The 23,345-nt window shown below is 71.2% G+C and carries 21 protein-coding genes; 11 read left to right on the top strand and 10 right to left on the bottom strand.

The features are described 5' to 3' along the window. Positions 1-31: 31 nt before the first annotated feature. Positions 32-1,243, bottom strand: a complete 1,212-nt coding sequence (locus AAW14_RS26485) for a glycosyltransferase (protein ID WP_265566466.1) — start codon at positions 1,241-1,243, stop codon at positions 32-34. 223 nt (positions 1,244-1,466) lie between these two features. Here AAW14_RS26485 and AAW14_RS26480 point away from each other — a divergent pair, with 223 nt between their 5' ends. Beyond that, a complete protein-coding gene (locus AAW14_RS26480) occupies positions 1,467-2,039 on the top strand; it encodes a GNAT family N-acetyltransferase (RefSeq protein ID WP_265566445.1) in 573 nt (190 codons plus the stop codon). 66 nt (positions 2,040-2,105) lie between these two features. Here AAW14_RS26480 and AAW14_RS26475 read toward each other — a convergent pair whose 3' ends face one another. Genes AAW14_RS26475 through AAW14_RS26465 form a run of 3 tightly spaced genes read right to left on the bottom strand, consistent with a single transcriptional unit; the run spans position 2,106 to position 3,907 of the window. Continuing rightward, on the bottom strand, positions 2,106-2,564 hold the full coding sequence (locus tag AAW14_RS26475; protein WP_265566444.1) for an NUDIX hydrolase: 459 nt from the start codon (positions 2,562-2,564) through the stop codon (positions 2,106-2,108). 9 nt (positions 2,565-2,573) lie between these two features. Continuing rightward, the gene (locus AAW14_RS26470; protein WP_265566443.1) at positions 2,574-3,461 is read right to left on the bottom strand and encodes a pyridoxamine 5'-phosphate oxidase family protein; all 888 of its coding nucleotides are present in this window, start codon (positions 3,459-3,461) and stop codon (positions 2,574-2,576) included. Between the two features lie 2 nt (positions 3,462-3,463). Next, complete coding sequence (locus AAW14_RS26465; RefSeq protein ID WP_265566465.1) at positions 3,464-3,907, bottom strand: VOC family protein; 444 nt, start codon at positions 3,905-3,907, stop codon at positions 3,464-3,466. A 134-nt stretch (positions 3,908-4,041) separates the two neighbouring features. Between AAW14_RS26465 and AAW14_RS26460 the strand changes: the two genes are divergently transcribed. The 3 genes from AAW14_RS26460 (at position 4,042) to AAW14_RS26450 (ending at position 7,235) form a co-directional block, all read left to right on the top strand. Then, a complete protein-coding gene (locus AAW14_RS26460) occupies positions 4,042-4,581 on the top strand; it encodes a CGNR zinc finger domain-containing protein (RefSeq protein WP_265566442.1) in 540 nt (179 codons plus the stop codon). A 296-nt stretch (positions 4,582-4,877) separates the two neighbouring features. Further along, positions 4,878-5,762 carry an NmrA/HSCARG family protein gene (locus AAW14_RS26455; RefSeq protein WP_265566441.1) on the top strand — a complete coding sequence of 295 codons (885 nt, stop codon included), beginning with the start codon at positions 4,878-4,880 and terminating at the stop codon, positions 5,760-5,762. Between the two features lie 456 nt (positions 5,763-6,218). Next, positions 6,219-7,235, top strand: coding sequence for an aspartate-semialdehyde dehydrogenase (locus AAW14_RS26450; RefSeq protein WP_265566440.1), 1,017 nt, complete (start codon positions 6,219-6,221; stop codon positions 7,233-7,235). A gap of 70 nt (positions 7,236-7,305) precedes the next feature. On the opposite strand, the gene AAW14_RS26445 is transcribed toward AAW14_RS26450, so the two are convergent. Then, on the bottom strand, positions 7,306-7,791 hold the full coding sequence (locus AAW14_RS26445; protein WP_265566439.1) for a DUF1203 domain-containing protein: 486 nt from the start codon (positions 7,789-7,791) through the stop codon (positions 7,306-7,308). 283 nt (positions 7,792-8,074) lie between these two features. Here AAW14_RS26445 and pepN point away from each other — a divergent pair, with 283 nt between their 5' ends. After that, positions 8,075-10,660 carry an aminopeptidase N gene (gene pepN / locus AAW14_RS26440; RefSeq protein ID WP_265566438.1) on the top strand — a complete coding sequence of 862 codons (2,586 nt, stop codon included), beginning with the start codon at positions 8,075-8,077 and terminating at the stop codon, positions 10,658-10,660. A gap of 160 nt (positions 10,661-10,820) precedes the next feature. Here the strand turns inward: pepN and AAW14_RS26435 are convergent, their stop codons facing one another. Then, on the bottom strand, positions 10,821-12,293 hold the full coding sequence (locus tag AAW14_RS26435; RefSeq protein WP_265566437.1) for an FAD-dependent monooxygenase: 1,473 nt from the start codon (positions 12,291-12,293) through the stop codon (positions 10,821-10,823). 155 nt (positions 12,294-12,448) lie between these two features. On the opposite strand from AAW14_RS26435, the gene AAW14_RS26430 reads away from it, so the two are divergent. Further along, positions 12,449-13,018 carry a TetR family transcriptional regulator gene (locus tag AAW14_RS26430; protein WP_265566436.1) on the top strand — a complete coding sequence of 190 codons (570 nt, stop codon included), beginning with the start codon at positions 12,449-12,451 and terminating at the stop codon, positions 13,016-13,018. Positions 13,019-13,480: 462 nt separating this feature from the next. On the opposite strand, the gene AAW14_RS26425 is transcribed toward AAW14_RS26430, so the two are convergent. The 4 genes from AAW14_RS26425 to AAW14_RS26410 all read right to left on the bottom strand — a co-directional run bounded on the left by AAW14_RS26425 (position 13,481) and on the right by AAW14_RS26410 (position 17,103). Continuing rightward, positions 13,481-13,720: a hypothetical protein gene (locus tag AAW14_RS26425; RefSeq protein WP_265566435.1), complete on the bottom strand. Its 240-nt coding sequence runs from the start codon at positions 13,718-13,720 to the stop codon at positions 13,481-13,483. 47 nt (positions 13,721-13,767) lie between these two features. Then, entirely contained in the window at positions 13,768-15,918 is a 2,151-nt protein-coding gene (gene malQ, locus AAW14_RS26420) for a 4-alpha-glucanotransferase (RefSeq protein ID WP_265566434.1), read from the bottom strand. Next, entirely contained in the window at positions 15,919-16,158 is a 240-nt protein-coding gene (locus tag AAW14_RS26415) for a hypothetical protein (RefSeq protein WP_265566433.1), read from the bottom strand. A 408-nt stretch (positions 16,159-16,566) separates the two neighbouring features. Next, on the bottom strand, positions 16,567-17,103 hold the full coding sequence (locus AAW14_RS26410; protein ID WP_265566432.1) for an HNH endonuclease: 537 nt from the start codon (positions 17,101-17,103) through the stop codon (positions 16,567-16,569). A 304-nt stretch (positions 17,104-17,407) separates the two neighbouring features. On the opposite strand from AAW14_RS26410, the gene AAW14_RS26405 reads away from it, so the two are divergent. The 5 genes from AAW14_RS26405 to AAW14_RS26385 all read left to right on the top strand — a co-directional run bounded on the left by AAW14_RS26405 (position 17,408) and on the right by AAW14_RS26385 (position 23,345). Then, the gene (locus tag AAW14_RS26405) at positions 17,408-18,502 is read left to right on the top strand and encodes a mechanosensitive ion channel family protein (protein WP_265566431.1); all 1,095 of its coding nucleotides are present in this window, start codon (positions 17,408-17,410) and stop codon (positions 18,500-18,502) included. 328 nt (positions 18,503-18,830) lie between these two features. Further along, on the top strand, positions 18,831-20,081 hold the full coding sequence (locus AAW14_RS26400; RefSeq protein ID WP_265566430.1) for an ROK family transcriptional regulator: 1,251 nt from the start codon (positions 18,831-18,833) through the stop codon (positions 20,079-20,081). Positions 20,082-20,172: 91 nt separating this feature from the next. Further along, entirely contained in the window at positions 20,173-21,504 is a 1,332-nt protein-coding gene (locus AAW14_RS26395) for an ABC transporter substrate-binding protein (RefSeq protein WP_265566429.1), read from the top strand. A 2-nt stretch (positions 21,505-21,506) separates the two neighbouring features. Further along, positions 21,507-22,448, top strand: a complete 942-nt coding sequence (locus AAW14_RS26390; RefSeq protein WP_265566428.1) for a carbohydrate ABC transporter permease — start codon at positions 21,507-21,509, stop codon at positions 22,446-22,448. Between the two features lie 3 nt (positions 22,449-22,451). Beyond that, on the top strand, positions 22,452-23,345 hold the full coding sequence (locus AAW14_RS26385) for a carbohydrate ABC transporter permease (protein ID WP_265566427.1): 894 nt from the start codon (positions 22,452-22,454) through the stop codon (positions 23,343-23,345).

The following is a 23,345-nucleotide window of genomic DNA, read 5'->3' as shown; positions in this document are numbered from 1 at the left end:
ACGGGCGGCCCCTCCTCGTGTGCCGTGCCGGTCAGTGCGGCTCGGGCAGAGGCCGCTCGGGCAGGGCCGGCCTGATCGCCTCGGCGTGGACGCGGTCGATGAGCGCGGCGTACGAGGCGATCATGCGGGTGCGGCTGAAGCGCTCACGGCTGCGGGCGAGGACGGTCGCAAGACCGGCGCGGGCCTCGGCGGCGTCGCTCCAGGCCGTCGCGATCGCGTCGGCGTCCGGCGGGGTGACGAAGCCGTGCCCGGCCACGATCGCCGCGCTGTCGCCCACATCGGTGGCGACGGGGACCGCCCCGCACATCATGCCCTCGATCAGGCACAGCGGGGCCGCCTCTCCCCAGGCCGAGGTCAGCGCCACCACGTCGGCGGCCGCGTAGACGGTCTCCATGTCGCGCCGCACCCCGAGCCGGTGGAGCCGGGGGGTGAGCCGTTCCGTGTCGTCCCCGAACGCGGCCTCGATGTCGGCGTGCAGCCCGGGCTGCGCGCCGGTCATGCCCGCGCCGCACATCAGCACATGGCCGCCGGGCTCGCGCCGCAGCCAGGCGTGCGCGGCGCGCAGGAACAGCGGGACGTTCTTCATCGTGTCGTACCGGGCGGCGAAGACGACGACCGGCGCGGAGTCCGGGATGCCGAGCTCCGAGCGCAGCCGGGCCCGCCGGACGGCGTCCGGCCGGAAGCGCAGCAGGTCCACGCCGTTGGGTATGACGTGCAGCAGCTCGGGCGGAATCCCGGCGGCCTCGTAGGCGGCCCGGCTCGACTCGGCGCAGCAGACGCAGGCCACCACCCTGCCGTCGGCGATGGCGGCCTTCAGCTCGGACAGGGCCGCACCCTGGTTCTCCGGGTCGGAGCGGTGCAGGCAGACGATCACCGGCCGGCGCGGCAGGCCGCCCTGGTTGAGCAGGCCGAGCGGCTGCTCCTTGAGCGCCAGGACGACGTCGGCGCCTGCCATCGCCCTGGCCGTCGCCGCCAGCTCGGGCCCGCTGTAGCGCGCCGAGTCGACGGCCGAGGCCCCGGGCAGACCGAAGGTGCGGCCCAGGGACGTGACCTCCACGCCTGCCGTCGTCAGCGACCGGTAGCAGGCGTCGTCCTCCATCGGCTGCCGGGTCGCTTCCCGGAGTACTTCGCCGTGGACACTCAGCACCCGGTGGTGCTGGCCGCCTTCCTGCAGTCCCAGGACGACATCGCTGTGGAGAATCCGGGCGCCACCGGAGAAGAAGCCCTCGTAGACCGAGAGCACGTGCAGACCGTGCCTTGTACGCACTGGACCACCCGCCTTGCACAAATCTCGAACCATCCCCGTGAACAGCGGGTTAGCCGCTATGACGCGGCACAGATGTTTCAGACGGATGAACGGCGTGTCTCATGTCCGAGTCGGATGGGTTTACACCAGAATTCGGCGGTCTTCGAACATGGGAGGTATTCGGTGGCTCCTGGGGCGGTCCCGGTGTGACGATGTCCTGATGACCGAGCCGATCACCGCCGAGATCACGACCGCCGACGGGCGACGGTACGCCGTCCGGGAGGCCGGCCCCGACGACGAGCCCGGCGTCCTGGCGCTCCTCCAGGCGGCCACCACGTACTTCGAGGCGGCCACCGGACTCCCCTCGGGCCCCGCAGACCTGCAGAGCCTGTACTACAGCCTGCCGCCCGGTGCCGACTGGCAGGACAAGCGGATCCTCGTCGTGACCGAGGACACCGGGGGTCCGGTGGTCGGGGTCATCGACGCGATCCTGCGCTTCCCGGCACCGGACGCCTGCGCGGTGGGGCTGTTCCTGCTGCATCCGTCGCTGTGGGGGACACGGACGGGCCCGGCCGTGGCCGGCGCGCTCCTGGAGCGGGCCGCCGCGTCGGGCACCGCCCGGGTGACGGCGACGGTGCCGGTGGGCTGGGACCGCGGCCGCCGCTTCCTCACCTCGCTCTCCTTCCGCTTCGGCGACCCGGCGCCACACGGCCCGACCACCGCGAACAGGTCGACGGGACCGCGTGAGCGGGCCGTGGAGCGGGCGGAGTTGGTGCTGACGCGCCAGGGGTGAGCCGAGGGGCGTGGGCACGCAGGGCCCGTCACAGTGCCCGGGAGGCACACGCCCGGGGTACGGGCGTCAGGCCCCGGGGAGTGCGGTCCGGCCCGCCCCGGGACGTTGCCGCCACAGCGTGAGCCCCGTGTCGACGAGCCCCACCCGCCGCAGCCCGGGCACGTCGGTCAGGTCCTGCCAGGCCGCAAGGTCGGTGGAACCGCCGACTTCGTTGCGGAGCTCGCCGCCGACGACGCGTCCCTCGTAGAGGAGCCGTACGCCGTGGTGGTCCACGGTGCGTCCGAAGGAGCGGCGGAAGCTGCGGCGGATCGAGTCGACGCCGAGCAGCCCGGTGAGCTCGACGCGGTATCCGGTCTCCTCCTCCACCTCCCGCACGGCGGTGTCGTAGGGATCCTCGCCGTGTTCCATGCCGCCGCCGGGCAGGGTCCACTCGGGGGTCCCGTCGCGGGCCGAGCCGCGGGCGAGCAGAAGCCGGCCGTCGCGGACGCAGATGGCGTAGGCCGCCACCCTCAACTTTTTGCGCACGCGGGGACGTTAACCCGCCGGGTCCGGATTGGCAGGCGAGTATTCGGGCGGGGACCAGCGCAGCGGTACCGCCGCGGGGGTGTCGATGACCTCCCGCACCGTGAAGCGGACCCGCCGCTCCCCGTCGGCCCCGAACTCCGTCCGCGCCTCGCCCGTGAGCTGGAGCGTCCGGCCCGTCGTCCAGTCCAGGAACAGCAGCCCCGCGCGCGGGTCGGCCGCTAGGTTGCCGAGGGTGAGGAACATCGAGTTGCCCGGATAGTCGCGCCAGCTCAGTTCGCCGGGCGAAGGGGCGCTTACGAAACCGGGGTTGCCGCCCCGATGGCTGGCGTCGGCGCCGTGGTCGTGGACGGTGGCCAAGAAGAAGGTGTCGGCCTCGCCGATGAACGCACGCTGTTCGTCCGTCAGTTCGTCGGCGCGTCGGCGCTCGCCCGGTGTCCGGCACACCACCGTCTCGTACGACTCCCTCTTCTGCAGGTACTTCGGGCAGTTGGAGAACACCTGGTCCGCCTCGATCGCCAGCCCGCGCGATGTCGGACGGGCCCGGCCGTTGAGACGCATGCGGCGGCGGGTGCGCGGATCGAGGGCGATCGTGCCGACCCTGAGGCCCTCCCCGGTCAGCGCCCCCGCGAGCGGGTCGGCGGCCGCCACTGTGCCCACGACCGCGATCCGGCGCGGACCCGTGGCGCGTACGAAACCCGGCGCGCCGGTCAGCGGTGACGCCCACACGGCGCCGCTCACCGGGTCGGCCGCGCCCAGCACCAGCTGCGGCTGGAGCTCCAGGAAGGCGGCGGCCACCGGCTTCAGGGCGTCGCCGACGGCCGCGCCCACATGGTCCGCCCGGTCGCGGACGCCGACCCGCTCCTGCACCGCGCGCGAACCCGCGTGGTAGACGCTCATGGCTAGAAGAACCCGCAGGTCGGAGTGGACGTGTGCGGCACCGGCGCACCCTGTGCGCCGTCCGGCGCGCTGATCTCCAGGCGCGTCCCGTCCGGGTCGTGGAAGAAGATGCCGCCGGATGCCGAGCCCTCCCGGTGGGCGACCACGCCCTCGTACGCGAACGCGACGCCGTACGCGCGCAGGGCCTTCTCGTACTCCCCGACCCGCTCGACGGTGTCCACCTCCAGCGCCAGGTGGTGCAGTCCGGCGCGCCCGGGGTCGTACTCCCCCTGCGCCTGCTGCCAGAGCGTGACCAACGGGCTGGGCCCCTCCCCCAGGAACGCGTACCTCCGGTCGTCCTCCTTGCCCTCTGCGAGTACCGGAAGGCCGAGCACGTCCCGGTAGAAGGCGAGCGAGCGGTCGAGGTCGGTGACGTTCAGGCCGATATGGCCCGTGCGCAGTGACATGGCGGTCCCCTCGGTCATGGCAGCCCCACAGATGGGCTAACCTCTAAAATTGAGTTTAGAGGTTATGTTCGCAGCTGGTCAACCACTCACGTACCCTTGACCGGTTAGCGCAGGTCCCCAGCCGAGGAGCCCCGATGCCCGCCGCCCGCGACCCACGCCCGCTCACCGGGGAGCCGCTCGCGCTCGACCTCCTCAACACCCGATGGATGCGCGAGGGTGCCGTCCAGGACCTGCTCACGGACACCGACGGGCTCGCGGTATGGCTGACCGCCAACGGACTCGGCGGTTTCGGCGCGGACGAGGCGACCCTGCGCCACACGCTCCAGGCGCGCGACGCCCTGAAGTCCGCCGTGGACGGCGCGAGCGGGGACGGGGCCATCGCGGTCGACGCGGTCCTCGAACACGGGCGGATCCGGCCGACCCTGACCCCCCAAGGCCCCGGCGAGCGCGCAGAGTTCGCCGACCCGGCCTGGGGCCCCGCCTGGCTCGCCGCCCGCAACTACCTGGAACTGCTGGCCACCGCCCCCGACCGCATCCGCGGCTGTGCCCACGACTCCTGCATCCTGCACTTCTTCGACACGTCACGGAACGGCACCCGACGCTGGTGCTCCATGGCGTCCTGCGGCAACCGCGCGAAGGCGTCCCGCCATTACGCACGCACCCGCGAGAGCTGAGACCCGCGCCCTACGCGCGACAGCGTGAAGATCGAGAAGGTCACACCGCAGCGGGTAACGGCCGTGGGGGCGGGTGTCCGGTTGGGCGGGCGTCCGGTTGGCGCCCGCCCTTTCTCATGAGCGACTTCTCGTAGAGCCGGGCCTCATGAGCAACTCCTCGCAGAGCCGGGGCCGACCCGCGTCCGCCGCGCGGATCACACACTAAACATCTGCGCCGCGCAGCGATTTCCCCTAGTCTTCTGCGTGCCGCATTACTTGTGCCACACAGAGAACACTCTGACAGGGGAACCATGCTCATGCTCACAGTCGCCGTCACCGGAGCCACCGGAGCCCAGGGCGGGGCCGCCGCCCGAGCCCTGCTGGCCTCCGGCCACCGGGTCCGCGCCCTCAGCCGCCGCGCCGGATCACCCGCCGCCGAAGCCCTGCGCCGCCTCGGCGCCGACGTATGCCAAGCCGACTTCAACGACCCCGCGTCCCTCGAGACGGCCCTCGTCGGCGCCGACTCCCTCTTCGCGGTCACCACCCCGTTCGGCACCGACCCGGCCACCGAAACCCGGCAGGGCAAGGCCCTCGTCGACGCCGCGGCATCCACCCGCCTCGGGCACATCGTGCTCACCTCCGCCGCCCACGCCGACCGCGGCACGGGCATCCCGCACTACGAGAGCAAGCACCTGGTCGAGCGTCACCTGCGCACAGTCGGCGTGCCCTGGACGGTGATCGCTCCGGCGGCGTTCATGGACAACTACGCCGACGGCTGGACCCTCGACGGGTTGCGCGGCGGCACCTTCGCCTGGCCCATGCCTGCCGACCGGGCACTCACCCTGATCCCCGCCGCCGACATCGGCGCGTTCGCCGCGCTGGTCCTGCAACGCCGTGACGAGTTCGCCGGGCGGCGCATCGACATCGCCTCCGACGAGCGCACCCCCGGCCAGATCGCGGAGACCCTCGCGGAGGCCATCGGCGCGCCGGTCGTGCACCAGGAGGTGTCTCCGGCCCACGTCCGGACCCACTCCGCCGACCTGGCGGCCATGTTCGAGTACTTCACCACCTCCGGCCTCGACGTCGATGTCGCCGGGCTGCACCGTGACTATCCCGAAGTCGGCTGGCACAGCTTCACCGACTGGGCCGCCGGCCAGGACTGGACCGCGCTCCTGTCCGGCGCAGCCGCATCAGCGACCTGACCGACCCGGCCAACCATGGGAGTGCACCTGCATGAGGCCCATCGGCTACCGGCTCAACCGCACCGACAAAGCCCTCACCCACCACATGAACAACATGCCGGCGGAGTTCGGTCTCACCCGGACCGCCTGGCAGGTCCTCAGCGTCGTCCACGACCAAGGCGAGGCGCGCCTCCCACCCGATGCCCCCGCCCGGAGGCGTACGTCACACCGCCGTGTGCGTCCCGCGGAGACGGGCAGGCGCGGGGCAGCACAGCTTGCGGCCCGGGGCCCGCATAGGGCGAATTTCTGCAGCTCAGCAGGGTGGACGCCGGACGTCCGCAACCGGCGGGCGGGCCGTCACGTCCCATTCCTCGGGCACACCGCGCAAAGAATTGGACAGGCGGGCCGGGGTCGACCGCATGATGGAGAAGCCTCGGCCGAGCAACACGCACGCACAGACATGTAGAGGGAGTCGCCGTGAGGGTCGGAATCGTCGGAGCCACCGGTCAGGTCGGCACGGTCATGCGCAGGATCCTCACGGAGCGGAACTTCCCGGTCCGGGAGCTGCGCCTGTTCGCCTCGGCCCGGTCGGCGGGGACGGTCCTCGACGGCGTGACGGTGGAGGACGCGGCCACGGCCGACTACACCGGCCTCGACATCGTGCTGTTCTCCGCGGGCGGCGCGACCTCGAAGGCACTGGCCGAGAAGGTCGCCTCGCAGGGCGCGGTCGTGATCGACAACTCCTCGGCCTGGCGGAAGGACCCGGACGTACCCCTCGTGGTCTCCGAGGTGAACCCGCACGCGGTCGTGAACCGCCCCAAGGGCATCATCGCCAACCCTAACTGCACGACGATGGCCGCGATGCCGGTGCTGAAGCCGCTGCATGCGGAGGCGGGCCTCGAGGCGCTGGTCGTCGCCACGTACCAGGCGGTGTCCGGCTCGGGCCTCGCGGGCGTCGCGGAGCTGCACGGCCAGGCCCAGAAGGTGATCACCGACGCCGACAAGCTGACCCATGACGGCGAGGCGGTCGACTTCCCCGAGCCGGGGGTCTACAAGCGCCCGATCGCCTTCAACGTCGTCCCCTTCGCGGGCAATCTGGTGGACGACGGCCTCAACGAGACCGACGAGGAGCAGAAGCTCCGCAACGAGTCCCGCAAGATCCTGGAGATCCCCGGACTGAAGGTCTCCGGCACCTGCGTCCGGGTCCCGGTCTTCTCCGGCCACTCCCTCCAGATCAACGCCCGCTTCGCCCGTCCGCTGTCGGTGGAGCGCGCGACCGAGCTGCTGGCCGGTGCTCCGGGTGTGGCACTGTCCGACATCCCGACCCCGCTCCAGGCCGCGGGCAACGACCCGTCGTACGTGGGCCGCATCCGCCGTGACGAGACCGTGGAGAACGGCCTCGCCCTTTTCGTCTCCAACGACAACCTCCGCAAGGGCGCGGCCCTCAACGCCGTGCAGATCGCGGAGCTGGTCGCGGCGGAGCTGAACGAGTAAGCGGTACGGGAAGCGCTCAAGCGATACGGGAGTCGAGGGGGCGGCCGCCGCACGGTGACCGCCCCCTTCCCTATGCCGTGGGGTTCCCGGGCCTGCGCACCTCGTACAGGAAGCATCCGTACTCCACGGCACGCACCTGCACGAGCGCGACCGCGGGGTCGGCGAACGCGTCCACGAAGGCCTCCGGGACGACTGCCGGGACCAGTCGGCCGCCGAGGATGCGGCCCTCGGCCGAGTAGCGGCGGACCGTGCGGTGGGCGCCCGGGAACGGATATCCGGACAGCTCGGGACCCGCGCAGTCGTCGGCGTGGATGAAGACCGGTCCCTGTTCGTCGTAGGCCCCGGGGTCCGCGCCCGTCTCCACCGCCCACCGGCGCAGGGGCGCGTACGAGACAAGGGCGATCCGCTCGCCGGTCACGCTCCGGCGCAGGCAGCAGCGCAGGGGCGCGCCGCCCTCCTCGTCCACCGAGGGGCGCATGGGGCGGCCCGCGTCGTCCGAGACGCGCAGCTCCTTCAGGACGGCTGGATCGATGGCTCGTGCCGTGTACGTCGTCATACCTCCAGACTCGCGCTCACCGGCCCCGATCACCGGCGGGAAACGGACATCGCGCTCCGCGCGCCGGTCGGCATCCCGGCGCCGGTCGGCGGACCCAGCCGTCCGCCGTTCGAGGACGAGACCGTTCAGGCCGAAGCGGGATCCGTGGGCGGCAGATCCCAAGGGCGGCGGGGCAGCGGCCGGGTGCCTGTTCGGCCTCCGTCACCAGGGCACCCGGTCATCGCCCAATGCAGTGGCGACATGGAAGGATGGCGCAACCCACACATAACGAGGAGATGACCGCGTGCCTGGCACAAACCTGACCCGCGAAGAGGCTCAGCAGCGGGCGAAGCTGCTCACCGTTGACTCGTACGAGATCGATCTCGACCTCTCCGGCGCGCAGGAGGGCGGCACCTACCGGTCCGTGACCACGGTGCGCTTCGACTCCGCCGAGACCGGCGCGGAGTCCTTCATCGACCTGGTGGCCCCGGCCGTCCACGAGGTCACCCTCAACGGCGACCAACTCGACCCGGCCGAGGCCTTCAAGGACTCGCGGATCGCCCTGCCGGGGCTCCTGGAGGGCCGCAACGTGCTCCGCGTGGTCGCCGACTGCGCGTACACCAACACCGGCGAGGGCCTCCACCGCTTCGTCGACCCCGTCGACCAGCAGGCCTACCTCTACACCCAGTTCGAGGTCCCGGACGCCCGCCGGGTCTTCGCCTCCTTCGAGCAGCCGGATCTCAAGGCCACCTTCCAGTTCACCGTGAAGGCACCCACCGGCTGGACCGTCATCTCCAACTCGCCCACCCCCGAGCCCAAGGACGACGTCTGGGTCTTCGAGCCGACGCCGCGGCTGTCGACATACGTCACCGCGCTGATCGTGGGCCCGTACCACTCCGTCCACAGCGTGTACGAGAAGGACGGGCAGAGCGTCCCGCTCGGCATCTACTGCCGCCCCTCCCTGGCCGAGTTCCTCGACTCGGACGCGATCTTCGAGGTCACCCGGCAGGGCTTCGACTGGTTCCAGGAGAAGTTCGACTACGCGTACCCCTTCAAGAAGTACGACCAGCTCTTCGTGCCCGAGTTCAACGCGGGCGCGATGGAGAACGCGGGCGCGGTCACCATCCGCGACCAGTACGTCTTCCGGTCCAAGGTCACCGACGCCGCGTACGAGGTGCGGGCCGAGACCATCCTGCACGAGCTGGCGCACATGTGGTTCGGCGACCTCGTGACCATGGAGTGGTGGAACGACCTGTGGCTGAACGAGTCGTTCGCCACCTACACCTCCATCGCCTGCCAGGCCTACCACCCCGAGTCGCGGTGGCCGCACTCCTGGACGACCTTCGCCAACTCGATGAAGACATGGGCGTACCGGCAGGACCAGCTGCCGTCGACCCACCCGATCATGGCGGAGATCAACGACCTCGACGACGTCCTGGTCAACTTCGACGGCATCACGTACGCCAAGGGCGCCTCGGTCCTCAAGCAGCTCGTCGCATACGTCGGCATGGACGAGTTCTTCGCCGGCGTGCAGGCGTACTTCAAGCGGCACGCGTACGGCAACACGCGCCTGTCCGACCTGCTGGGCGCCCTGGAAGAGACCTCCGGCCGCGACCTCAAGACATGGTCGAAGCAGTGGCTGGAGACGGCCGGCATCAACATCCTCCGCCCCGAGATCGAAACGGACGAGAACGGCGTCATCGCCTCCTTCGCCATCCGCCAGGAGGCCCCGGCGCTCCCGGCCGGCGCGAAGGGCGAGCCCACCCTGCGTCCGCACCGCATCGCGATCGGCCTGTACAACCTCGACGAGGAGAGCGGCAAGCTGCTGCGCGACGAGGACGGCCGGATCGAGCTGGACGTCGACGGTGAGCTGACGGCCGTACCGCAGCTGGCCGGCCGGCTGCGCCCGGATGTGATCCTGCTCAACGACGACGACCTGTCGTACGCGAAGGTCCGCCTGGACCCCCGGTCCCTCTCCTTCGTCACCGAGCACCTCGGCGACTTCGAGTCGTCTCTCCCGCGGGCCCTGTGCTGGGCCTCGGCCTGGGACATGACCCGGGACGCCGAGCTGGCGGCCCGCGACTACCTCGCCCTGGTCCTGTCCGGCATCGGCAAGGAGTCGGACATCGGTGTCGTGCAGTCGCTGCACCGCCAGGTGAAGCTGGCGATCGACCTGTACGCCGACCCGTCCGCACGCGAGGCGCTGCTGACCCGGTGGACGGACGCCACCCTCGCCCATCTGCGGGCGGCCGAGCCGGGCAGCGACCACCAGCTGGCGTGGGCACGCGCCTTCGCGGCGACCGCCCGGACCCCCGAACAGCTGGACCTCCTGGAGGCGCTGCTCGACGGTTCGCAGTCCATCGAGAGTCTGGTCGTCGACACCGAGCTGCGCTGGGCCTTCGTGGAGCGGCTCGCCGCGGTGGGCCGCTTCGACGAGCCGGAGATCGCGGGCGAGCTGGAGCGGGACAAGACGGCGGCCGGTGAGCGGCACGCGGCCACCGCCCGGGCGGCGCGTCCGACCGCGGAGGCCAAGGAGGAGGCCTGGGCATCGGTCGTCGAGTCCGACAAGTTGCCCAACGCCGTGCAGGAGGCAGTGATCTCGGGCTTCGTCCAGACCGACCAGCGGGAGCTGCTCGCCTCTTACACCGACCGGTACTTCGCGGTGGTCAAGGACATCTGGGAGTCGCGCTCGCACGAGATGGCCCAGCAGATCGTCGTGGGGCTGTACCCGTCGATCCGGGTCTTTGAGGAAACCCTCGCGCAGACGGACGCGTGGCTGGCATCCGCCGAGCCGCCCCCGGCGCTGCGACGCCTGATCCTGGAGTCGCGTGCGGGCGTCGAGCGGGCGCTCAGGGCGCAGGCGGCGGACGCGGCGGCGGCCACGGCCTAGTCACCGCCTCTGTATGAGGGGGCGCCCGGCGCTGTGCCGGGCGCCCCTTGCCGTGTCAGGCGGCGGGCGTGGTCATACGAAGCGGCGTCGCCGAATGCGCGGTACGCACAGCGGTCCGGCCAACCGGCCGGACCGCTGCGTCAGTTGCTCATCGGTACGGTCAGCTCCGACCCGTCCAGCTGACCAGCGCCGCCTCGATCCGCGCGGCGTCGGGAGCCTCCGCCGCCCAGGCGACGTAGCCGTCGGGCCGCACGAGCACGGTCGTACGCCGTCCGCTCGCCCAGTGCTCCACCGTCAGCCGGTCCTTGCGGCCGTCCGCGTCCTGGGCCCGAGGCGTGATCAGCACGAACCTGCCGCCGCGCAGAGCCTCGTAGAGCCGCCCCGAGGTGAGGGCGACGTCGGGGATGCGCCTGCCGACCAGCGGGTGGGCGCCACGCGGGGCCGCGTACGCGTATCCGATGCCGGTGACCTGGCCGACGGCCCGTCGCCGGGCCGGGCCGACGCGCGCGAGGAAGCCGGTCAGCGCGGCGCGCAGCGCCAGGGTCGCGGGGTGCTTCGCCATCGCCAGCCGCACGATCGCGCCGCTGCTGCGCAGCACGGCCCTGCCGACGGGATGCCGCTCGGACTGATAGGTGTCCAGAAGGGCGGGCCCTGCGTCTCCGCGGAGTACGGCGGCGAGCTTCCAGGAGAGGTTGGCCGCGTCCTGGAGGCCGGTGTTCATGCCCTGGCCCCCGGCCGGGGTGTGCACATGCGCCGCGTCCCCGGCGAGGAAGACACGGCCTACCCGGTACGCGGGCGCCTGGCGCTCGTCGCTGTGGAAACGGGACATCCAGCGGGCGTCGTGCATGCCGTAGTCACGGCCGAGCGAGAGGCGGACCACCTGCCGGACCTCGTCCAGGTCGACCGGCACGCTGTCGGGGACGTTGCGGCCGCGCTGCCAGCCGATGACCCGGTAGTAGCCGTCGCCGAGGGGCGCGATCAGTGAGAAGGCGTCGCCGACGGTGTCGGCGGTCAGCGGCTGCTCGGGCTTCTCGTCGAGGAGGACGTCGGCGAGGACGACGGAACGGATGACGGACCTGCCGGGAAAGGGCAGGCCGATGGCCTGGCGGACGGCGCTGTGCAGTCCGTCGGTGCCGACGGCGTACGCGGCGCGCATCTCACCGGTCTCACCCCCGGCCCGGCACACCTCCAGCCTCACGCCGTCGGCGTCCTGGATCAGGCCGGTGACCTCGGTCTCGTACACGAACCGGACCCCCGCCTCGACCGCGCGCCGCTCCAGCGCCTTCTCCACCTGGTACTGCGGGAGGACCAGGAGGTGGTTGAAGCGGGAGGGCAGGGTGTCGAGCCGGAGGGACAGACCGCCGAACAACCGGATGCCCGAGAGGCGCTCCCCCTGCTCCTCCAGTTCGTCGGCGAGCCCGCGGGCGTCGAGCTGCTCCAGCGTGCGGGCGTGCAGGACGAAGGCGCGGGAGAGATTGCTGATCTGGTGGGGGCGTTTCTCGACGAGGGTGACGGGGACGCCGGCTGTCGCAAGGTCGCCCGCGAGAAGGAGGCCGGTCGGACCGGCGCCGACGACGAGGACATCCGCGGGGGTGCCGTTGTCGGGAGCGGTGGTGCGGGTCTTGCCTGCCATGGCGACCTCCTGGTGCCAACGCCTGCAGGTCAGCGTCTGCGGGCCGACGCATACAGGTCAACTTCCGTTGGCCAACACCTGTTGGCCAACGCCCGTTTGCCAACATAGAGTGAGCCCACTGGACTGTCAACAAGTGTTGGCCTACGGTTGTTGACATGGCTGAGAAACCCCCCCGCCGCTCCGACGCCACCCGCACCGCGATCCTCGCCGCCGCCCGGGAGCGCTTCGCCTCCGACGGCTACGAGCGCGCCACCATCCGGGCGATCGCCAAGGACGCGCAGATCGATCCGTCCATGGTGATGCGCTACTACGGCTCCAAGGAGGGCCTCTTCGACGCGGTCCTCGACGTCGATCTCCGCATGCCCGACCCCCAGCGGCTGCGGCCTCACGACGTGGGCGAGGCGCTGGTGGACCACTTCCTCACCCTCTGGGAGGAGAACAACGGCGTGCTGACGGCGTTGCTGCGGGTGGGCGTCACCAACCCGGCGGGAGCCCAGCGGCTGCAGGGGATCTTCCGGGACCAGGTGCTGCCGGTCGCGCAGCGCATCTGCCCGGACCCCGAGCAGGCGCCGGCCCGGGCCGGGCTCATCGTCTCGCAGATGCTGGGGCTGGCGCTGGCCCGGTATGTGCTGAAGCTCCCGCCGGCCGTCGCCCTGGCCCGCGAGGAGGTCGTGGCCTGGCTGGCGCCGACGGTGCAGCGCTATCTCACGGCACCGCACCCGTAGAAGGCACAACACCCGCGGAAAACGCGACACCCACGAGAGGCGGATCGCCAGCCGGACGCGGATCGCCCGCGGGAGGCGGATCGCCCGTAGAAGGCGCAACACGCGCGGAAAACGCGACACCCACGAGAGGCGGATCGCCCGCGGGAGGCACAACACCCGCGGAAAACGCGACACCCACGAGAGGCGGATCGCCCGCCGGACGCGGATCGCCCGCGGGAGGCGGATCGCCGGTGAGAGGCGCGACGGACGCCGGAGGCGCAACGCCCCCACGAGACGCGACGCCCGCAGGAGGCCCAGCCCCCAGAAGAGGCGCTGCACCCCTGGTCGTTGATGCATCCGGGTGAAACACGTCGAGGGAGTCCGCGCGCCTGATGTGTGCGCGGACTCCCTCGACGGAAGGTGCGGGAAGGCCTGAGCGGCCCACGAGCCCTGGGCGCAGACCCCATGGCTCCGGGACGGGCGTCAGCCCTGCTTCGCCTGCTTGCGGGTCTTGTCGGTGACCATGACCAGACCCGCGATGATCAGGAACAGCACGATCGGCGTCGCCACGAACAGCCCCAGCGTCGCGGCCACGCTCAGGCCCTTGCCGGGGTCGTCGCCGTCGTCGCGCGTCAGCGCGAGCGCGGGGGACGACATGAGCAGCATCATCAGCGTCGTACCGGCGGCCAGGGCGCCGGCGCGCAGGGCGTTCTTCTTGTCCACAGTGCAAAAGTAGCGAACGCCCGAACGGCCCGCGCGCCCGGGGTGCGCTACGAGCCCTCGGCTCCCCGCCCCGGCCGTTCTCCGTGCTTCACCGCTCGTGCACGCTCGTCCCCGCCCGTCCCGCCCCTCCTGCGCAGCACGTCCACCAGCGCGTGCAGCCTCGGTGAGGCCGCGAGGTCCTCCAGGGTCACGGGGCGCCCCTCCGCGTCCGCGATCGGCAGGCGCCAGTTCGGGTACTGGTCCCAGGTGCCCGGCAGGTTCTGCGGGCGGCGGTCGCCCACCCCGTCGGGCAGCCAGACGCCGATCAGACGGGCCGGGGTGCGCAGCAGGAAGCGGTGGACGGCCTGGATCTCGAGCTCCTCCGACGCCGTCGAAGCCCCTCCGCTCGCCCCCTTCAGCAGTCCGATCCGGGACAACAGGGCGAGCCACTCCCGGGTGTCGGCGGCAGCGGCCGCACGCTCCTGGTCCAGCGGGCGGGTCAGCAGGCCCAACCGGCCGCGCAGGTCAACGTGTTCGCCGGTGAGCCGGGCGGCCGTCGGGGGCAGGTCGTGGGTGGTGGCGGTGGCGAGGCAGTCCGCCCGCCACCGCTCGGGCGGAAGCGGCTGCCCGTCGCCCTCCCAGTCCCGTTCGAACCACAGCACGGAGGTCCCGAGCACCCCGCGTTCGTGCAGCGCCTCGCGCACCCCGGGCTCCACCGTCCCCAGGTCCTCGCCGATGACCAGCGCCCCGGCGCGCCAGGCCTCCAGGATTAGGACGGCGAGCATGGCCTCGGCGTCGTACCGGACGTATGTGCCCTCCGTGGGCGGCTGCCCCTGCGGCACCCACCAGAGCCGGAACAGCCCCATGACGTGGTCGATGCGCAGGGCGCCCGCGTGCCGGAGAAGGGCGCGCAGGAGCCGGCGGTAGGGGGCGTAGCCCGAGGCGGCGAGGCGGTCGGGGCGCCACGGGGGCAGGCCCCAGTCCTGTCCGCGCGCGTTGAAGGCGTCCGGTGGTGCGCCCACCGACATGCCGCCCGCGAGGTACTCCTGCTGTGCCCAGGCGTCGGCGCCGCCCGGATGCACGCCCACCGCGAGGTCGTGGATCAGGCCGACGGGCATTCCGGCGTCGCGCGCGGTGCGCTGGGCGGTACCGAGCTGGGCGTCGGTCAGCCAGGCGAGCCAGGTGTGGAAGTCGACGCGGTCCAGCAACGCGCGACGTGCACGGGCGGTTTCGGCGGAGCGCGGATCACGCAGCCGGGAGGGCCAGTTCTGCCAGTCGGAGCCGTAGACCTCCGCGAGCGCGCACCAGGTCGCGTGGTCCTCCAGCACCTCGCCCTCCTCGGCGAGGAAGTCGACGTACGCGGCGCGCCGCCCGGGTCCGAGGGGGACCACGTGCACGAGTTCGAGCGCCTCGCGCTTGAGCTTCCACACGGCGTCGCGGTCGATCAACGCGCCCTTGTCGAGGACGGTTTCGCGCAGCCGGGCGGCGCGCTCCAGCAGCCCGCGGAGGCGGGCCCGGTCCTCCACGTACGCGAATTCGGGGACGTCCTCGACGCGCAGATGCACGGGGTCGGGGTAGCGACGGGAGGAGGGGCGGTAGGGCGAGGGGTCGGTGGGCGCGCCGGGTACGGCCGCGTGCAAGGGGTTGACCTGCACGAACCCGGCTCCGAGCGCGCGCCCGGCCCAGGCGGTCAGCTCCGCGAGGTCGCCGAGGTCGCCCATGCCCCAGGAGCGGCGGGAGAGCAGCGAGTAGAGCTGGACGAGCAGTCCGTACGAGCGGGTCGGCGGCGCGGGCAGCCGGGCGGGCGCGGCGACGAGAGGGACTTCGGCGGTGCGTCCGTCGGGCGCGGTGACGCGCAACGCGTGGACGCCGGGCGGGAGTTGTTCTGCCGAGGCCCGGATCTCGCCCTGCTCGGTCTCGATCCGCAGGCGGGTGCCGTCCGGAAGGGCGGCGAGCGCGGCGGGCGGCCGCCCGCCCCAGCCGACCACGGTCGGCGGCAGCAGCCGTTCCCGCAGCTCCCTCTCGCGCGCGGCGAGGGCATGCCGGACGGCTTCCGGGGTGCTCGCGTCGACCCCGAGCGCCGCCAGGGCGGCCGTGACGGCCGTGTCCGACGTCGCGACCGTGCGGTCCGGGGAGGGGCGGTAGAAGGTGGCGACGCCGTACAGCGCGGCGAGCCGGGCGAGGGGCGTCTCGTCGCGCGCGGAGCCGACCTGTGCCATCTAGTAGCCCGAGGGGTCCGGGCCGAGGGCGGAGGGCTCGCTGGTCAGGGGTGTGGCGTCGGCGAGGGGGGGCTCGCTGGTGAGGGGCTCGGCGTCGGGCAGGGGCGGCTCACTGGTCAGCGGTGCCTCCGCCGAGGCACTCTCCGCGCTGAGGACGCACAGCAGAGTGTCGGGGTCGGCGGACGGCTCCGCGTAGCGTTTGGACGGGGCCGGGAGCAGGGGGTGTGCCGGTGCGGCCACAGGGGCCTCCTTGGTCGTCGTACGACGGATGCGGGCGAGAGCAGGCCTACCCAGTGGGCGCGTGCGCAGACGTACGAGGCTGAGCAACGTGTCCGTGGTCACATTTCGTCCCGCTCGCTCCCGCCGCGAGGGCCGAACAGGACACATCGGCCACTCCGTAGGACACCCTAACGAAGCCGACGACGGCTTCGCTGCATGACGCACGTAACCGGACCACCGGACCGAGGCAGAGGGTGCTGGGTGCTGGGTGCTGGGTGCGGGGGCGGCGCGCGGGTGCGCCGCGGAAGGTCCGTTCACCGCCCTCCTCGACCACGGACAGTGGTGGGGTGGGCGTGTTCGGGTGACCGGCCTCGCGTCATGGGCGCGGGGCCGGTCCGGGGGCGGCGGGGTATGCGAAGGCCCGGATCGTCAGGCGGAAATGCCGTCGATCCGGGCCAAGGCGTCATCCGCGCCGTACGGCTGCAGGTATGGCAGCCAGCGCGGGTCCCTATGCCCGGTGCCGATGATGCGCCACGCCAGACCGCTGGGCGGAGCCGGTTTGTGACGCAGCCGCCAGCCGATCTCGAAGAGATGCCGGTCGGCCTTGACGTGGTTGCAGCGGCGGCACGACGCCACCACGTTGTCCCAGACGTGCTGACCACCGCGGCTGCGCGGAATGACGTGGTCGACGCTGGTTGCGACGCCACCGCAGTACATGCACCGGCCGCCGTCACGCGCGAAGAGCGCGCGCCGGGTAAGAGGAACGGGCCCCCGGTAGGGAACCCGCACGAATCGCTTGAGCCGGACCACGCTGGGTGCGGGGACAGTAACGGTTGCGCTGTGCATATAGGCGCCGGACTCCTCGAGGCATATGGCCTTGTTCTCGAGGACGAGGACGAGCGCGCGGCGGAGCGGTACGACGCCGAGTGGCTCGTACGACGCGTTGAGGACCAGGACATGCGGCACGGATGCCTCCTTGTACGCCGGCGACGCGTGGCTCGCGCCGGGACGATCTGCAGTCAGTCTCCCCTCATGCCTGGTGGAAGCGCCACCATGTCCCGGTAACGGGCTGGGAGTGTTTTCGACCACACCTGAAGCTTCCCCCGCTGCGCGCCCCCTTACTTCCCCAGGTGAGCACGGTCTCTCCCTGGAACATGGCCACGATCCCCACACGATGCCCCGTTAGTGTGGTGCCTCTGCCCTCCGGTGACCTTTCCGTGACCTTGACCGTCAGTACCGGAGGCAGACACCGCACCTGGAGGTACTTGCTGTGTCCCTGCCCGCCCTACTGGCCGTCGGCGCCACGCCGTCTTCGTCGTCCTCGCAGACGACGGCTCCCGCGGTCCCCACGCTGCAGGACGCCCAGCAGAGCGCGACCAACGCCGCGAGCTGGGTCGAGCAGAACTGGTCCACCTGGCTCGCGATCGGCCTCCGGGTCCTCCTGATCCTGGTGATCGCGGCGATACTGAGAGTGGTGGTTCGCCGGGCGATCACCAAGCTGATCGACCGCATGACCCGTACGGTCCAGGCGGTGGACGGCACGGCGCTCGGTGGGCTGCTGGTGAACGCGGAGCGCCGTCGGCAGCGCTCGCAGGCGATCGGCTCGGTGCTGCGCTCGGTGGCGTCCTTCCTGATCCTGGGCACGGCCGCGCTGATGGTGCTGGCCACCTTCCAGATCAACCTGGCTCCGCTGCTCGCCTCCGCCGGTGTCGCGGGCGTGGCGATCGGTTTCGGCGCGCGCAACCTGGTGACGGACTTCCTGTCCGGCGTGTTCATGATCCTCGAGGATCAGTACGGCGTCGGCGACGCCATCGACGCGGGGGTTGCCTCCGGCGAGGTGATCGAGGTCGGCCTGCGCGTGACGAAGCTGCGCGGCGACAACGGCGAGATCTGGTACGTCCGCAACGGCGAGATCAAGCGCATCGGAAACCTCTCGCAGGGCTGGGCGACGGCCGGAGTGGACGTGACCGTCCGTGCGAGCGAGGACCTGGACCGGGTGAAGGCGACCCTCGACGCGGTGGCGGAGCGGATGACCAAGGACGAGCCCTGGAACGAGATCCTGTGGGGTCCGGTCGAGGTGCTCGGCCTGGACAGCGTGCTGCTGGACTCGATGGTCGTCCGTGTCTCGGCGAAGACGATGCCGGGCAAGGCCGCGGGGGTGGAGCGCGAGCTGCGCTGGCGTGTCAAGCGCGCCTTCGACGAGGCGGACATCCGCATCGTGGGCGGGCTCCCGGCCGCGGCGGAGGGTGCGGCCCCGGCCGATCCGACGGCCACGGTGGCGGCTCCGTCGGCGCACGCGAACTCGGCCTCGCCCCAGTCGGAGGCGGCGGCCCCGATCGCGTCGCCCCGCCCGGCGGCGAAGTAGGACGCGTACACGACCTGCGGTACGCAGTCGTAGAGGACCTGCAGGACGTGAAGGAAGGGCGCCCGGAGGGATCTCCGGGCGCCCTTCGTCGTGCGGCCGCCCATGGTCCCTCCATGTCCGGGTAACGACTTGGTTGCCACCAGTGGCCGGTATTGACGCCCCCGTGGCGTCGGGCCTACTTTCCTCTCACCAATAGGAAACTTTCCTAACAGTGATCTCCGGAGTCCGCCGGGCACAGAACCGAAACGGCCGCGGCGGCGATCACCCGGTGGACTTCCCGGTGGCCCCGCTGAGAAGCTGAGCCGTTGAAAGGCAGGTGGCGACAGACATGGAAGGATCCGCCGGTACGCCGGGCACCCCGCGCGTGCTGCGCGCCATGAACGACCGCGCCGCCCTCGATCTGCTCCTGGCGCACGGTCCGCTCAGCCGCACCCGCATCGGCAAGCTCACCGGCCTGTCGAAGCCCACCGCCTCCCAGCTGCTCGCCCGCCTGGAAGCCGCCGGCCTCGTCCTGATGACGGGCACGAGCGAGGGCCGCCCGGGCCCCAACGCACAGCTGTACGTCGTCAACCCGGCCGCCGCCCATGTCGCCGGCCTCGACGTCACCCCCGAACGCATCCTCGCCGCCGTCGCCGACATCACCGGCAGGACGGTCGGCACGTACGAACTGCCCACTCCGGGCCGCCGCCCCTCCCCCAGGCCGTCGGCCTCGCCCAAGCAGGGGGGAACCCCGTCGCCCGTCGTGCGTCAGGTCGCCGAGGCCCTCGAAGGAGCTGTGAAGGCCGCCGGGCTCGCCGCCACGGACGTGCACCGGGTGGTCATCGGCACCCCGGGCGCCTTCGACCCCAACACCGGCCGCCTGCGCTACGCCTCCCATCTGCCCGGCTGGCACTCCCCCGCCCTGCTGGACGAACTGGCCGCCGCCCTTCCGGTGCCCCTCGAGTACGAGAACGACGTCAACCTCGTCGCCCTCGCCGAGCAACGGCTCGGGGCCGCCCGGGGCCACGAGGACTTCGTCCTGCTGTGGAACGAGGGCGGTCTCGGCGCCGCCCTGGTCCTCGGCGGCCGCCTGCACCGCGGCTGGACCGGGGGTGCCGGTGAGGTCGGCTTCCTGCCGGTGCCCGGCGCTCCCTTGGTCCGCCAGGTGACCCGGGCCAACAGCGGCGGCTACCAGGAACTGGCCGGCTCCCAGTCGATCCCCGGGCTGGCCCGCGAACTCGGCGTCACGGACCTGCCCACCGGCCCGTACACCGAGGTCGCCGCCGCCCTCGTCGCCCAGGGCGCCGACAGCGCGACCGGCCCCCACCGGCGGCTCCTCGAGACGTACGCGACACGGCTCGCCACCGGACTCGCGGCGCTCGTCTCCGTGCTCGACCCCGAACTCGTCGTCCTCAGCGGCACCTCGCTCACCGCCGGAGGCGAGCCGCTGCGGACCCTGATCCAGGCCGAACTCGAGGAACTGGCCGCGTCCCGGCCCTGCCTCGTCATCGGCGACGTACGCGAACACCCCGTGCTGCGCGGCGCGTTGGAGAGCGCGCTCGCGACCACCCGCGACGAGGTCTTCGACACCTCGCGCTGAGCAACCGCCGGGCCCCGCCCCGGCAGCACCCCGGCCCCGACATCCGCCCCGGCCGAACCACACCCCCCGCCCGCCCCAGGGAGACCCCGTCATGCCCGAAGCATTCAGAAAGACAGCTTTTGCCCTTACCGCGTCCCTCGCTCTCCTCACCACCGCCTGCACCGGCCAGTCCTCCTCCGGCGCGAACGACGACGCGTCCAAGGAGACCACCATCAACTTCTGGCACGCGTGGAGCGCGCCCTCCGAGACGAAGGCCGTGACCGCGCTGATCGCGGGCTTCGAGAAGGCGCACCCCAACATCCACGTCAACGTCGTCGCCAACATGACCGACGACAAGATCAACCAGGCGCTGCGCTCCGGCGGCGACAAGGCCCCCGACGTCATCTCCTCCTTCACCACGAACAACGTCGGCAAGTTCTGTTCCTCGGGCGCCCTCGTCGACCTCAATCCCTTCTTCAAGAAGGCGGACATCGACCCGGGCACGACCTTCCCGAAGGCGATGAACGAGTACACGCAGTTCAACGGCAACCGCTGCACGGTGCCGCTGCTGGGCGACGCGTACGGGCTCTACTACAACAAGACGGCGTTCAAGGCGGCGGGCATCGCAGGGCCGCCCAAGACCTGGTCCGAGTTCGAGGCCGACGCCAAGAAGCTGACGATCACCGACGGCGGCAGCTACAAACAGCTCGGGTTCATGCCGGACTACCACGGCTGGGAGTCGACGACGGAGCACTACTTCGCGCAGTTCTCACCCACCTACTTCGACGGGTCGGGCAAGTCGAACCTCGCCAAGGACCCCGCGTTCACGGCCGGTTTCACCCTGCAGAAGAGGCTCGTCGACGAGCTGGGCGGCTACCAGAAGCTGGAGAAGTTCCGCGCCACGCTGGGCGACGAGTGGGGCCCGAAGCACCCCTTCCACACCGGCCAGGTCGCGATGCAGCTCGACGGAGAGTGGCGGCTGGGCATGGCCCTGGACGCCAAGCCCGCGTTCGAGGTCGGGGTGGCCCCGCTGCCCGTGCCCGACGACCGGGCCGCCCAGTACGGCAAGGGCTACATCACCGGAACCATCGCGGGCATCTCCGCCGCCAGCAAGAAGCAGAACGCGGCCTGGGAGCTGGTGAAGTACATGACCACGGACACGGACGCGGTGGTCGGCTTCGCCAACGACATCCACAACGTGCCGTCCACACTGGCCGCGCTGAAGTCGCCGAAGCTGAAGTACGACCCGCGCTTCAAGACGTTCCTGGACATCGCCGCCAGCCCGGACTCGACGACGACACCCGCTTCCATCAACGGCGGCCAGTACCTCGTGACGATCCAGCAGTTCGGCTACGACTACGAGAGCGGCAAGGCCAAGGACCTGAAGGCGGGCCTGGCGAACGCGGCCCGGCAGATCGACACGGACATCGCGCAGGCGAAGTAGCGATGAGCACGATCACCCTCACGTCGAAGCGCCGCCGCGCGGCGCTGCGCACGGTCGCCTTCATGTCCCCCTGGCTGATCGGCTTCGCGGTCTTCTTCGCGTACCCGCTGATCTCCACGGTCTACTTCTCGTTCATGCACTACGACGGCTTCCGGCCGCCGACGTGGAGCGGGGCGAAGAACTGGACGTACGTCTTCCGCAGCTACCCGCTGTTCTGGCCCGCCTTGCGCAACACCCTGTGGCTGGTCCTCGTGATGGTCAGCCTGCGGGTCGTCTTCGGACTGGGCGTCGGCCTGCTGATCACCAAGATCAAGACGGCCACGGGTGTCTTCCGCACCCTGTTCTACCTGCCCTATCTCGCCCCGCCCGTCGCCGCGACCATGGCCTTCGCCTTTCTGCTCAACCCGGGTACGGGACCGGTCAACTCGATCCTCGAGAAGCTCGGCGTTCCGGCTCCGGGCTGGTTCAACGACCCCGCCTGGTCCAAGCCCGCCCTCACCCTGCTCGCCCTGTGGGGCGTCGGCGACCTGATGGTCATCTTCATGGCCGCGCTGCTCGACGTGCCGCAGGAGCAGTACGAGGCGGCCGAGCTGGACGGCGCGTCGGCATGGCAGCGCTTCCGCTACGTCACCCTGCCGAACATCTCGCCGATCGTGATGTTCGCGGTGGTCACGGGCGTGATCCAGACCATGCAGTACTACACACAGCCGCTGATCGCGGGGAAGGTCGCCTCCGGCGTCATCCAGGGCGCCGGGACGCAGTTCGAGCCCGGCTATCCCGAGAAGTCCACGCTGACCCTGCCCCAGCTCGTCTACAACCTCGGCTTCCAGCGCTTCGACTACGGCTCCGCCTGTGTGGTCGCGCTCGTACTCTTCGCCCTGTCGATGGTGTTCACCGCGTTCCTGATGCGGCGCCGGGGCGGTCTCAACCTGGCAGGTGACTGACCCATGACCCAAGTACTCGACAAGCCGGTGGAGTTGACGAAGCCCGTCACGCCGGCCGAACGCACCGCCCGTCGCAGAGCCGCGCTGGAATGGGTCGCGGTCCACGCCCTGGGCGTGGCCGCCGCCCTGTTCTTCACGCTCCCCTTCGTGTTCGTGTTCCTGACCTCGCTGATGAGCGACAGCCAGGCACTCAGCCGCGATCTGATCCCGCACACCTGGGAGTGGGGCAACTACACAAAGGTCTTCGACACACCCGGCTTCCTCACCTGGTGGAGGAACACGCTCGTCTACGCCGGCCTGGGCACCGTCCTGACCGTCGTGTCGTCGATCCCGGTCGCGTACGCCCTGGCGAAGTTCCGCTTCCCGGGCCGGGGCGTGTCACTCATGCTGGTGATCTCGATGATGATGCTGCCACCGCAGGTGATCATCATCCCGATGTATCTGTTCTGGGCGAAGCAGCTGGATCTGTCGGGCACACTGTGGCCGCTGATCATCCCGATGGCGTTCGGCGACGCGTTCTCCATCTTCCTGCTGCGCCAGTTCCTGATGACCATCCCGAACGAGTACCTGGACGCGGCCAGGGTCGACGGCTGCGGTGATCTGCGGACCCTGCTGAAGGTGGTCCTGCCCATGGCCAGGCCGGGCATCGCCGCCGTCGCTCTCTTCCAGTTCTTCTACGCCTGGAACGACTACTTCGGACCGCAGATCTACGCGTCGGAGAACCCGGGTGCGTGGACCCTCAGTTACGGCCTGGAGTCGTTCAAGGGCGCTCACCACACCGACTGGAACCTCACCATGGCCGCGACCGTGCTGGTCATGGCCCCCGTGATCCTTGTGTTCTTCTTCGCCCAGAAGGCGTTCGTCGAAGGTGTCACGCTCACCGGAGTGAAGGGCTAG

The sequence above is a fragment of the Streptomyces hygroscopicus genome (assembly GCF_026168105.1).
Lineage (GTDB): Bacteria > Actinomycetota > Actinomycetes > Streptomycetales > Streptomycetaceae > Streptomyces > Streptomyces hygroscopicus_D.
The sequence above is the reverse complement of the archived record's forward strand: the minus strand, read 5'-3'. Positions and strand labels throughout refer to the sequence as shown.

What these genes read in the sequence shown, in the direction of transcription:
- AAW14_RS26445 (WP_265566439.1), bottom strand. Translation starts at nt 7,791, where the DNA reads ATGACGACGTACACGGCACGAGCCATCGATCCAGCCGTCCTGAAGGAG.
- AAW14_RS26455 (WP_265566441.1), top strand. Translation starts at nt 4,878, where the DNA reads ATGCTCACAGTCGCCGTCACCGGAGCCACCGGAGCCCAGGGCGGGGCC.
- AAW14_RS26465 (WP_265566465.1), bottom strand. Translation starts at nt 3,907, where the DNA reads ATGTCACTGCGCACGGGCCATATCGGCCTGAACGTCACCGACCTCGAC.
- AAW14_RS26470 (WP_265566443.1), bottom strand. Translation starts at nt 3,461, where the DNA reads ATGAGCGTCTACCACGCGGGTTCGCGCGCGGTGCAGGAGCGGGTCGGC.
- AAW14_RS26460 (WP_265566442.1), top strand. Translation starts at nt 4,042, where the DNA reads ATGCCCGCCGCCCGCGACCCACGCCCGCTCACCGGGGAGCCGCTCGCG.
- AAW14_RS26435 (WP_265566437.1), bottom strand. Translation starts at nt 12,293, where the DNA reads ATGGCAGGCAAGACCCGCACCACCGCTCCCGACAACGGCACCCCCGCG.
- AAW14_RS26480 (WP_265566445.1), top strand. Translation starts at nt 1,467, where the DNA reads ATGACCGAGCCGATCACCGCCGAGATCACGACCGCCGACGGGCGACGG.
- AAW14_RS26390 (WP_265566428.1), top strand. Translation starts at nt 21,507, where the DNA reads ATGAGCACGATCACCCTCACGTCGAAGCGCCGCCGCGCGGCGCTGCGC.
- AAW14_RS26395 (WP_265566429.1), top strand. Translation starts at nt 20,173, where the DNA reads ATGCCCGAAGCATTCAGAAAGACAGCTTTTGCCCTTACCGCGTCCCTC.
- AAW14_RS26385 (WP_265566427.1), top strand. Translation starts at nt 22,452, where the DNA reads ATGACCCAAGTACTCGACAAGCCGGTGGAGTTGACGAAGCCCGTCACG.
- AAW14_RS26430 (WP_265566436.1), top strand. Translation starts at nt 12,449, where the DNA reads ATGGCTGAGAAACCCCCCCGCCGCTCCGACGCCACCCGCACCGCGATC.
- AAW14_RS26400 (WP_265566430.1), top strand. Translation starts at nt 18,831, where the DNA reads ATGGAAGGATCCGCCGGTACGCCGGGCACCCCGCGCGTGCTGCGCGCC.
- malQ (WP_265566434.1), bottom strand. Translation starts at nt 15,918, where the DNA reads ATGGCACAGGTCGGCTCCGCGCGCGACGAGACGCCCCTCGCCCGGCTC.